The sequence below is a fragment of the Paenibacillus sp. FSL L8-0494 genome (genome assembly GCF_038003695.1).
Classification (GTDB): Bacteria; Bacillota; Bacilli; order Paenibacillales; family Paenibacillaceae; genus Paenibacillus_AQ; species Paenibacillus_AQ odorifer.
Genome location: NZ_JBBOPQ010000001.1, coordinates 5811314 through 5822595, shown reverse-complemented (window position 1 = coordinate 5822595; position 11282 = coordinate 5811314). Strand labels below are relative to the sequence as shown.

At 44.1% G+C, this 11282-nt stretch carries 12 protein-coding genes and 1 riboswitch; of the genes, 11 read left to right on the top strand and 1 reads right to left on the bottom strand.

The window, feature by feature from the left end:
• Nucleotides 1-24: 24 nt before the first annotated feature.
• From NYE35_RS26295 to NYE35_RS26250, 10 genes are all read left to right on the top strand, one after another.
• Nucleotides 25-2130, top strand: coding sequence for a peptidoglycan D,D-transpeptidase FtsI family protein (locus NYE35_RS26295; RefSeq protein WP_076105304.1), 2106 nt, complete (start codon nt 25-27; stop codon nt 2128-2130).
• 76 nt (nt 2131-2206) lie between these two features.
• Entirely contained in the window at nt 2207-2974 is a 768-nt protein-coding gene (locus NYE35_RS26290) for a Cof-type HAD-IIB family hydrolase (RefSeq protein WP_036685270.1), read from the top strand.
• A 58-nt stretch (nt 2975-3032) separates the two neighbouring features.
• Nucleotides 3033-3518 (top strand): DUF456 domain-containing protein, encoded by a 486-nt coding sequence (locus NYE35_RS26285; protein ID WP_038573189.1) that lies wholly within the window; start codon nt 3033-3035, stop codon nt 3516-3518.
• 26 nt (nt 3519-3544) lie between these two features.
• Nucleotides 3545-5173, top strand: coding sequence for a putative polysaccharide biosynthesis protein (locus NYE35_RS26280; protein WP_036685266.1), 1629 nt, complete (start codon nt 3545-3547; stop codon nt 5171-5173).
• Between the two features lie 78 nt (nt 5174-5251).
• A complete protein-coding gene (locus NYE35_RS26275) occupies nt 5252-5596 on the top strand; it encodes a thioredoxin family protein (protein WP_036685265.1) in 345 nt (114 codons plus the stop codon).
• Between the two features lie 102 nt (nt 5597-5698).
• The gene (locus tag NYE35_RS26270; RefSeq protein WP_076099376.1) at nt 5699-6682 is read left to right on the top strand and encodes a COX15/CtaA family protein; all 984 of its coding nucleotides are present in this window, start codon (nt 5699-5701) and stop codon (nt 6680-6682) included.
• Between the two features lie 155 nt (nt 6683-6837).
• Nucleotides 6838-7572: a Cthe_2314 family HEPN domain-containing protein gene (locus tag NYE35_RS26265; protein ID WP_341122250.1), complete on the top strand. Its 735-nt coding sequence runs from the start codon at nt 6838-6840 to the stop codon at nt 7570-7572.
• A 102-nt stretch (nt 7573-7674) separates the two neighbouring features.
• A riboswitch (SAM riboswitch) is annotated at nt 7675-7810 on the top strand.
• Between the two features lie 102 nt (nt 7811-7912).
• Nucleotides 7913-8929: a methionine ABC transporter ATP-binding protein gene (locus NYE35_RS26260; protein ID WP_341122249.1), complete on the top strand. Its 1017-nt coding sequence runs from the start codon at nt 7913-7915 to the stop codon at nt 8927-8929.
• Nucleotides 8930-8958: 29 nt separating this feature from the next.
• Complete coding sequence (locus tag NYE35_RS26255) at nt 8959-9588, top strand: methionine ABC transporter permease (protein ID WP_370510542.1); 630 nt, start codon at nt 8959-8961, stop codon at nt 9586-9588.
• Between the two features lie 57 nt (nt 9589-9645).
• Nucleotides 9646-10512 (top strand): MetQ/NlpA family ABC transporter substrate-binding protein, encoded by an 867-nt coding sequence (locus tag NYE35_RS26250; RefSeq protein WP_036685252.1) that lies wholly within the window; start codon nt 9646-9648, stop codon nt 10510-10512.
• A 158-nt stretch (nt 10513-10670) separates the two neighbouring features.
• Here NYE35_RS26250 and NYE35_RS26245 read toward each other — a convergent pair whose 3' ends face one another.
• The gene (locus NYE35_RS26245) at nt 10671-10919 is read right to left on the bottom strand and encodes a NifU family protein (RefSeq protein WP_036685249.1); all 249 of its coding nucleotides are present in this window, start codon (nt 10917-10919) and stop codon (nt 10671-10673) included.
• Nucleotides 10920-11000: 81 nt separating this feature from the next.
• Here NYE35_RS26245 and NYE35_RS26240 point away from each other — a divergent pair, with 81 nt between their 5' ends.
• Nucleotides 11001-11255, top strand: coding sequence for a YuzB family protein (locus tag NYE35_RS26240; RefSeq protein ID WP_076105303.1), 255 nt, complete (start codon nt 11001-11003; stop codon nt 11253-11255).
• Nucleotides 11256-11282 lie beyond the last annotated feature (27 nt).

Below are 11282 nucleotides of genomic sequence, written 5' to 3'. Positions count from 1 at the left end.
TTAGAGAAAAAGGAGAGAAAAACTGTGAGTTTTTTCCGTAAGCAGGCCTCACCTCCTGACGAGACCAGCAGCAAAAGTTCCATTGGCCTGCGACTCAACGTGTTTTTCTTTAGCACGTTCGTTATATTTTGCGTAATCATCATCCGGCTAGCTGTCCTGCAGTTCGTGGAAGGTCCAACTTTAACTGAGGTAGAGACGAGTAGAGATACTAAAAATGTACCGTTAGCTTCCATGAGAGGGGTTATATACGCTGCAGGCGGTGAGAAGCTAGCTTATTCCACACCTGTTCAATCGCTGTATATCACGCTCAATAAAGAGTATACGGCTAAGGAAACAGATAAAGTCACCGGTAAAACAACGCTGACCCCAGAGGCTAAGGCCAAGTCTGATGCCTTGGCAGCCAAGCTGGTAGCTGATTTCAATAAATATGGTAATCCAAATGCAGAGAAGATGACGGAGAAAGATGTAATTGATGCGCTGGATTTATATTTTCGTAAATCACTTGGCTTTATGGCACGGCGAATTAAGGCTGATCTGACTACTGAAGAAGTAGCTTATTTCATGGAGCATAAAGGAGAATATCCGGGGCTTGAGATTGTCGAGGAGAGCATTCGTCATTATGATAAAGATACGGTTGCTGTACAGACGATTGGTTATATCAAACCCTTCAAATCCGCGAACAGTCTTAATATTTATAAAAACATTCTAAGTGCTATGAAAAACAATCCAGAGCCAGGGCTAACGTATAAGGATGACGAATTTGTTGGATTCGATGGGCTGGAGCTGAAATATCAGCGTGAGCTTCGCGGGCAAAACGGCTATCAGGAAATTTCCGTTAATCCACAGAATATGGCGGAGAAAATTGAGCGTGTCGTTCCGCCTGTCAAAGGAAATGACATCTGGACAACGATTAATAAGAATGTTCAGATGAAGACAGAACAGGCGATAACAGATCAGCTCAAATGGTTGCACTCTAATACCGTACAAGGCAGAACGCATCCGAATGCTTTAACGGGATATGCAGTAGCGATGGAAGTGGATACTGGTAATATTGTCGCTATGGCGAGTATGCCTGACTATGATACGAATGTTTGGACATCAGGTTCTTTGTCTTCAGATGTCTGGAACAGTATTATGGATAATTATCAGAACGGTACGATCACTCCTATTTCTTCGGGAACCTCAGGGAACGGACTAAGATCTGTACTGCTTCTAGGTTCAACGATTAAACCTTTGAGTGTACTCGTGGGTCTGAATGAAGGGTTGTTTTCAACTTCTTCTTATTATCAGGATAGAGGTTTTGCGACTTTTGGTAAGTCTGGGCATGAAACGAAGGTAAGAAACTCTTCTAACCACGTATATGGTTCTTTGGATCCTGCTAGAGCCATTGAGAAATCCTCGAATGCATTTATGGTCGATATGGTCGGTAAAAGATTGTATGACAAATATAAAAGCAAAGGGATAGACATCTGGGATGTCTATATGAAAGAGTTCGGCCTTGGTGTATCTACGGGAATTGACCTGCCTAATGAATTCTTGGGTCAAAGAAACTATACCAATATAGAAGCTGCTGGTAGTGCGCAGTCCGCACTGGTCTATGCCTCTTTCGGACAACAAGGAAGTTATACAGTAATGCAGCTTGCACAGTATGTTACTACACTTGCTAATGAAGGACAGCGGATTAAACCTCAACTGGTTAGCAAGATTACTGATGCAGATGGAAATATAATCAAAGAATTTAAACGTGAGGTGCTTGATGAAGTAACAAACTTCGATAAGTCCTACTGGAATGAAATTAAGCAGGGGATGCGAAGTGAAGTTAGTGCTTTTTCTGATTTCCCTTATGACTTTGCCCGTAAGACGGGAACCTCTCAGCAAGTAGCTAAGGGTGAAATTCGCGATAATGGGGTATTTATTGCATATGCTCCACGTAATAATCCTAAGTTGGCTGTGGCGGTTGTAATCCCTGAAGGTGGCTTTGGTTCACAAAGTGCGGCACCAGTCGCACGTAAAATATTTGATGCCTATGATTGGGAATATGGGCTTGATGGAGTTCCAAAGAAAAGTCTCCAGTCTGGCAATAATACTAATGATAATGCGAAGGAGGGAGAGACTACAGGTACCGAGTAACTCTGACCCTATGGCTAAGATTTAAAAAAATAAACAGCTTCTCAATAGAGAGCATACAAGAATGGAGGGGTGGCAAATGATTGCCAAATACCGCCTGCTTGCATTGGATATGGATGGAACCCTACTGAATGATGAACAGATAATTACACCCACAACGGTGGAATGGATTCAAAAGGCGGTCAACGCAGGCGTTCATGTCTGTCTGTCGACAGGCCGGGCATTTGTAAGTGCCTTACCCTATGCAGAGCAGCTAGGTTTAGAGACACCGATGATCACTGTGAACGGCAGTGAGGTGTGGAGAGCGCCACATGAAATATACCGGAGATCGCTAATGGATCCCAAGCTGGTACAAGAAATGTATGATCTTGCAAAAGCAGATGACATCTGGTTCTGGGCTTATTCTCTGGACGAAGTTCTCAAACAGGATAACTGGGATGGGGATGTAACGGGTAGAGAATGGCTTAAGTTCGGTTATCACACTGAAGATGATGAGCTTCGCCATAAGCTGTTGCTTCGTCTTCAAGATATGGGTGGACTGGAGATTACGAACTCTTCTCCGCACAATCTGGAGATTAATCCTCTAGGCGTGAATAAGGCAGCAGGAATAAAGGAAGTCTGCAAGCTGCTGGGAATAGAAATGTCGCAAGTTGTAGCTGTGGGCGACAGCCTTAACGATCTGGCGGCGATCCAGCAGGCTGGACTTGGGGTTGCCATGGGCAACGCGCAAAAGACGGTTAAACAAGAGGCTGATGTTGTGGTGGCGACCAATAATCAAGACGGGATTGCCGAGGTCATCCAAAAGTATATCTTTACCGAAGCTGCAGCCTCTGTAGGCAGCAAATAATAAAAGCAGTACTGCGAAGTGAATCCATGGAGCATTATGCTAGTAGGAGGTTAAGGAATTGACGATCCTGGGTTGGATTCTTATCATTGTTTTGTTTGCTGTAGGATTGGCAGGGGCTGTGTATCCCATACTGCCGGGTGCGTTAGCGATCTATCTTGCCTTTTTTGTATACGGCTGGTTCTTTTCTTTTGAGCCCTTTGGGGTTTGGTTCTGGATTATTCAAACACTGATTGTTGTAGTTCTTTTTGTTGCTGATTATGTTGTAGGAGCGTGGGGTGTCAAAAAATTTGGCGGCTCACGTTCATCGATTATCGGGAGCACGATCGGGCTGATCTTGGGACCTTTTGTTATCCCGGCTTTTGGTCTTATCATTGGGCCATTTCTAGGGGCTTTTATTGGAGAATTGATCGTGGGATCTTCACCTTCTAAAGCTGCTAAGGTAAGTGTTGGCTCCATACTTGGCTTATTTAGCAGCACCTTGGTCAAAATCGTGTTGCAGGTAATTATGGTCGTCCTCTTTTTTATATGGGTCGCCCGGTTTTAATTTAACAGTGAAGAAGGGGAAAGAGTTTGTCCAAGAAAGAGTCTTTTGTTAAAGGCACGCTTATCCTTGCTGCTGCAGCTTTGGTGGCAAGGGTACTCGGGCTTGTCCAGCGGGTGCCGCTGGACCATATCTTTGACGGTGTGGGGAGAGCATCGTTCGGAGTTTCTAACAATATCTATTTAATGCTTCTAACCGTAGCCACCGCTGGGATTCCAAGTACACTCAGCAAAATGGTCTCTGAACGATACGCCTTGAATCGTCCTGAAGAGGCGAGACAAGTGTATCATGCTGCACTGCTGTTTTCAGTGGCTGCAGGGGTGTTTATGACTGTCTTGCTGTACATAGGGGCTCCATTTTATGCAACTCATATTGCTGATGTCCCTGAATCGGCGATGGCGATAAAAGCTATTGCGCCTGCGCTGCTGCTTTTTCCGGCAATAGCGATGATGCGTGGATATTTTCAAGGCCGCAACAATATGATGGCAGGTGGGATTTCTCAGATCGTGGAGCAATTCGCTCGCGTACTGACCGCTATTTTGCTGGCTTATATTTTATTACATCAAGGTTATAGCAACACTACAATTGCTGCGGGAGCATCCTTTGGTAGCGTGATCGGTAGTATCGCGGCGTTTGGCGTAATGATTTATTTTGCAGTCAAACTTCGTCGTGAGGACAAGCAATTAGGATTGAATTATGATACTGCTCAAAAATTACCGATTTGGGGTATCTACAAGGATATTTTTACACTGTCTATTCCCATTGTGCTGTCTTCCCTTACGATTCCGGTTGTGAATGTAATTGACACTTCTCTTACGGTACGATTATTGATTGATCAGATAGGTAGGGAGAGTGCCACTTCAGCGCTAGGTATTTTATCCAATCGTGCTCAGAGTGTAGCGGGCATTCCACCTGTTCTAGCTATCGCACTTGGAACTTCATTGATTCCGATCATTTCGGCTGCCTATGCCCGCCGTGATGAGGGGCATTTGAAAAAGCAGATAACGCTTGCTCTGCGGATTTCTATTTTGACAGGGATGCCGATTGTATTGGCGCTTGTAGCAGCTGCTTATTCTGTAAATGGATTATTGTTCGCCAGTTTAGATGGCAGTGGTATCGTAGCCATGCTTACTTTAGGAACGATCTTTCAGATTACGATGATGACAACGAACTCTATTTTGTTAGGTATGGGCAAATCGCGAATTTCCATGTATTATGTGTTAGCGGGTATTATTGTAAAATTAGTGGCAAGCTTATTACTTAGTAAGGTATTTGGCATCTACGGAATCATCGGTGCAACAGCACTTTGTTTCGTGGTCATTACTTTGCTTAACTTACGCATGCTGAAATCGATCGTGCCTTTTGAAATTATGGGCAAACGTTGGGGCGGTTTCGCGATTGCGGTACTTGTGTCCGGCGGGATTGGTTATGGCTTGAATGAGGCTGGGATTCTATTAACAGATCTGATGCCGGCACGTTTGGCGTTTCTGATCACTTGTCTTGTTGTAGGAGCAGCAGTTGTTGTTATTTATCTAGTACTGCTTATTGTGCTGGGCGTGCTGACTAAACAGGAAATCTCCAGTTATCCGCGGGCGCTGCAAAAATTATTGAATCCGCTGATGAAGTTACAGCCTGCACGTGTTCGTATGAGAGAATAGGTTTGACTTCTACCCTGCATTTTGCTTCACTTAAAGAGTAGAAAATAGACAGATATTGAAGAAGGGACTGAGTAAATCATGGACAAAATTAGTTCTCCTGCTGAATTTCAGGTAGCCATTCAATCACCTCGATTAACAGTGGCCATCTTCAAGGCTGACTGGTGCTCGGATTGCAAATTTATCGATCCTTTTATCCCAGAGGTAGAGCAGGCTTATGCAGACCGCCTTACACTGGTTGAGGTAGATGTTGATGCCGTGGGCGATGTTAGCCAAGAACAAAATATTATGGGTATTCCAAGCTTCGTCGCATATTCGGATGGACGGGAATTGGTTAGATTCGTTAATAAATTGCGCAAATCCCGTGAAGAGATTGAGAATTTCCTTGATAAAGCGGTCCAAGTGCATCAAAGCCTTCAAAAGTAATTCCTAAGGAACCACCGCTTTCGCCTGTTTGTGCAAAAGCGGTGGTTTTTTGAAATATAAGTCTGGCTGCTTCTTCATTACTAAAAACTGCGGGTGATATTTTTGACGACAAATCAGTTGAAATGGCTTAGTTATCTTACTTGCCTTATCATGTTCCTCGCTGTACTCGGAGGAGCGGTAGTGACGAAGACTGGATCGGGCTTGGAATGCGGAAATGAATGGCCGCTCTGTCATGGGAAATTAATTCCGGCTTATACTATAGGCTCGATGATTGAATACACCCATCGCTTGTTTAGCGGTTTGGCAGGGTTATTCTCACTTGCCTCGATGTTTGCTTTTTGGCGTTATGCCCGTACTCGGCGCGATTTGCTGGGCTATGCATTTATGACTTTATTATTCGTCATCGTTCAAGGTGGTATGGGAGCGCTTGCAGTAATTAAATCTCAATCTGCTGCTGTAATGGCGCTGCATATGGGTTTTTCTTTGATCGCCTTTTCGAGCGCTATGATGTTGGCTCTTGGAACCAAGAGATGGCATGAATCGCGCGAATATGATCATACGTTGGAAGCTCAAAAGAAGCCCGTAAGTAAGGCTTTTCGCAATTTAACTTGTTTTACTGCCATCTATTCTTATATTGTCGTGTATATTGGAGCCTTTGTAAGTCATACGGATTCACAGGGCGGGTGTTCGGGTTGGCCGCTTTGTAATGGAGAATGGGTTCCGGAGCTTTCCGGAGGTGTAGGTGTTGTTTTTACGCATCGGATTGCGGCTTTGCTCTTATTCATGCTTACTGCGCTGCTTGGGCATTTAGCATTTTGGAAACATAAGGATTATCCAGAGCTTAGAGCGCTAGGTGTAGCTGCAGTGCTGTTATGCTTGATGCAGGTGTTTAGTGGGGCGGCTGTGGTTTACACCCTAGATAATGAAAGATTGTACATATTTGCCGCTTTGGCTCATATTTTGCTGATTGCCAGTTTGTTTGGTGTCTTATGTTATATGAGTGTAAGAGTCTGGCAGCTAAATCGTGCGGGTAGTGTCGTGTCTGGAAAAAATGTAACGAACCCAATGATTCCACCGCCTTGGTAGAACATTCCCTCCGTGGATAGAGGCGCTTCACCCGCGGAATAATAAAGTGGAAATCGGTATATCGTGGAGCTGATTGGCCGATGCTTACGTCGCGAGTTTTGTACGAAGCAGTCCATGGAAGCAGACGCTGAACAAAACTTTAGGAGGACTGGGATATGCTGCGGGTATTACTTGGAGAGCCGCCTCGAAAGAACAGTGGTGTGTTGGCTGATGCGATGGAGAATATGGCCACTTTTGCAGCATTGCTGCGCAAGGAAATGAGTGCCCATGAGGATAATGACCATGAATACCGCAAGCTGGAGATTTGGACACGTGGGCTGATTTCCTCTCTGGATGAACTGGAGCAAAGTTGGTTCGCGGCCGCTTTTTACCGGAAATTAGTGATTGCGGGTTATATGGATGATATGACACCGGTGGAACAGGGCGATTATGCACGTTATGTTTATTTTTATAAAGATGGCTTTATCCGGGTTTTCTCTCTTCTGGACAAGCTTGGGACGGTACTGAATCATTTTTATGATCTCAAAACATCCAAATTAAAAATGCACTTTTCTTACTTTACAGTGCTGCGTCAGCTTCAATTATTGAATGTGCATCCTGCATTAGCGGATCAACTGGAACAGATCAAGAACTCCTACCGCGATCCATTGGAGAATTTACGCAAGCGCAGAAATGCTGAAATTCATTATATGAATTCTGAAATGCAGGATGATTTGTGGCAGCGGCACCAAGGTCTGCATGACAAAATTCAGCTCGAGGATCTGGATAGCCATCTTGAGGATTTAAAACAATCGCTCGAAATGAACTGTAAGACATTAATCGCGGCATTCAGCTACAGCAATGAACAGCTGCGTAAGGAAATAAGCAGGGCAAAGAGCATAAAATCGTAATCGTTCAATATATTTCCTTTTGACAAAAATCGATAAACTCACTATACTTATGCTTGCATTAAAGTATGTACGATTTCAGAAAAAATATAATTTCATAACTTTATCTTATCGAGAGCGGCGGAGGGATAGGCCCGATGAAGCCCGGCAACCGATTTGTATCCAGCGCGGGAAGCGTTGTACAAATGTCATGGTGCTAATTCCTACAATGGCGCAGGTTGCGGTCGTTGGCAGATGAGAAGGCATTGTCTTAATAAACCCACAGAGCCTCTTGCGATCTGCATCGATCGTTGGAGGTTTTTTTGTATAGAATAAGTGAAATATAAAGGGGGGGCGACGAGAGTTGATTAATCTAAAAGGGATAACAAAGGTTTATGGAAAAGGGAGTAATGCGGCAACAGCGCTTTCTGGATTGAATCTGTCCATCGAGAAAGGTGAAATATTCGGAGTCATCGGCCACTCTGGAGCGGGGAAGAGTACATTGATCCGTTGCATTAATCTGTTGGAACGTCCGACAGAAGGTGAGGTCTGGGTAGACGGTGTTGAACTAACTAGCCTTAACCAAGGCCAATTACAGGAACAGCGGCGCAAGATAGGGATGATTTTTCAACATTTCAATTTGCTGTCTTCGGCGACCGTATACGATAATATTGCCTTTCCACTGCGCCTTGCAGGTACATCTAGAACAGCTATTGATACAAAAGTGAAAGATCTGCTCGCTCTAGTTGGGCTTGAAGAACATACAGATAAGTATCCTTCTCAGTTATCTGGAGGACAAAAGCAGCGGGTCGGCATCGCCCGGGCACTAGCCAGTGACCCTGATGTACTGCTGTGTGACGAGGCCACTTCTGCGCTTGATCCCCAGACAACGGATTCCATTCTTAAGCTGCTGCTTGATATTAATAAAAGATTCCATTTGACCATTGTGCTGATCACGCATGAAATGCATGTAATCCAGAGCATCTGCGACCGTGTCGCGGTCATACATGGTGGTGGGATTGTTGAACAAGGCAAAGTTACAGAGGTATTTCTCAAGCCGCAGCATGAGGTTACACGCGATTTCATCCGCAGTGAGACACAGAATGAAGGACCTCTTCGAGTGGCGCTTGATGCTGCTGCCGGGGATAACTCTAAAGCTGTCAAAATTACTTTTTTTGGAGAAAAAACATACGGCTCGGCACTATCCGATGTCGTGCGTGATACGGGTGTAAGCTTTGCAATCTTACATGGTACCATCTCAACGATTAAAGATGTGCCTTATGGACAGATGATTGTGCGGTTCGAAGGGCCAGCTGAGGCGATTGCTGTAACGATCTCCAGACTAATTGCTCAAGGCCTTGATGTGGAGGTGATTTCGTAATGAATTTTGCAGATCTAAATTGGCAAGAAATGATGGATGCTACGGTTGCTACTATAAAAATGATATTTTTTTCCGGATTGTTCACAATTATTCTTGGTTTACCACTCGGAATTCTATTGTATTTATGGGGGAAATCGAATAGTATAGTAATCAGAGTAACTTACTCGGTCTTATCATTACTTGTAAATATCCTACGCTCCGTACCCTTTATCATTTTGATGGTGGCTCTCATTCCTTTCAGCAAAGCCGTTGTTGGAACCTCCATTGGTGTACTCGGTACGATTCCACCTCTGGTGATTGGTGCAGCTCCGTTTTTTGCCCGCTTGGTAGAGACGTCGTTAAGAGAGGTAGACCGCGGAGTCATCGAAGCCGCACAAGGTATGGGAGCATCGACGAACCAAATCGTTATGCGTGTTCTTTTGCCAGAAGCTCGTCCAGGTCTGCTAGCTGGAGTTACGATCACACTGGTTACACTGGTCTCCTATACAGCAATGGCTGGTATGGTTGGGGGCGGCGGATTAGGTGACTTGGCGATTCGTTACGGCTACCACCGCTATGAGACGGAGATTATGATTGTTTCTATAATATTTATTGTCGTACTGGTGCAATTGCTACAAATGGCCGGTGACCGACTCGTAAAACATTACACACGGAAATAAGGTACATCCATATATATCCTTATTCAATACAAAATATAGATTAGAGGGGGATTTACAATGAAAAAAGTACTACTTACATTTTTTAGCCTGACACTGGTTGCGGTGCTTGCGGCTTGCGGTAACAACAATGCATCTAATAATGCTGGGAGCTCGGCTGCTACAACAGCACCAAATGCAGAAGCAACAAGTGAACCTACTAAAGATCCTGTGAAACTGGTTATTGGTGCCTCACCTGTGCCTCATGCTGAAATTTTGAAGGCTATTGCTCCATTGCTTGAAAAAGATGGAATTACACTTGAAATTAAAGAATTTACTGACTATATTCAACCTAACGTGCAGCTTGATGAGAAGGAGTTAGACGCTAACTTTTTCCAACACCAACCGTATCTGGATGACCAAAACAAAAATAATAAAACAGATCTGGTCTCCGTTGCATCCGTTCACGTTGAGCCTTTTGGAGCTTATTCCAAAAAAATCAAATCGATCGATGAGTTGGCTGATGGTGCAAAAGTTGCCATTCCGAACGATGCTACTAACGGTGGTCGTGCACTAATCCTACTTGCAAAAAATGGTCTGATTACCTTGAAAGATGATACAAACATTGCTGCAACGAAAGCGGATATCACTGAAAACAAGAAAAACCTCGACATCATTGAGTTGGAAGCAGCTATGCTCCCACGTCAACTGGATGAGGTAGACCTTGCTTTGATCAACACGAACTTTGCACTAGACGCTGGTCTTGTGCCAACTAAAGATGCACTGTTCATCGAGGGTGTAGATTCCCCTTATGCTAACATTTTGGTAACCCGTCAAGACAATAAAGATTCCGAAGCCATCAAAAAGCTGGTTGCTGCCCTGAATTCTCCAGAAGCTAAAGCTTTCATTGAAGAAAAGTACGAAGGTGCAATCATTCCAGCGTTTTAAGGAATTAAGCTAAATTCGTCTATAGTCATAACAAGAACCCGCAGCCAAGTTGGCTTGCGGGTTTTGTGTTCTAAGGTTGTGAGAGAATGTTAAATCCTCTATAATAAGAAAATCCCGATCTCCTTTACAGGAGAATCGGGAGGGTTATTGAACGGGATTTAGAATACTTGAACTACTTCTTCAACGCCTTCTACTTCTTCAAGGAGGGCGCGTTCAATCCCGGCTTTCAAGGTGATCGTGGAGCTTGGGCAGCTGCCGCAGGCACCCATAAGTTTCAACTTAACGATGCCGTCTTCCACATCGACCAGTTCTACGTCACCGCCATCGCGCTGCAGGAACGGACGAAGCTTATCCAGCACTTCTAGTACTTCATCATACATTTCGGTGCTTTGTGCATTCTCACTCATTTCTCAATCACTCCTTTCGTAAGTTCATTATAGTACAAAAAGTTAAAAAATAAAATGGTTAGGCGGAATAGGGAGATCATCATGAGACCAATTATTGAATTTTGTTCCAGCAACATGGGTCACGGAACAGACAAGCTAATGCATAAGCTGGAGGAAAATCCGGATTATGATGTCATTGAATACGGATGTCTGAACAATTGTGGAGAGTGTTATTTAATGCCTTTCGCCATGGTTGAAGGTGACATTATTGCAGCAGACACTGTTGTAGAGCTAGAAGAGAAAATTGAGGCCAAGATCAAAGAGCTTGAGGCTTGGTTTAATATAGATCTTGACTAAATTTCTCGAGAAAAAAAGAGGGAGCAC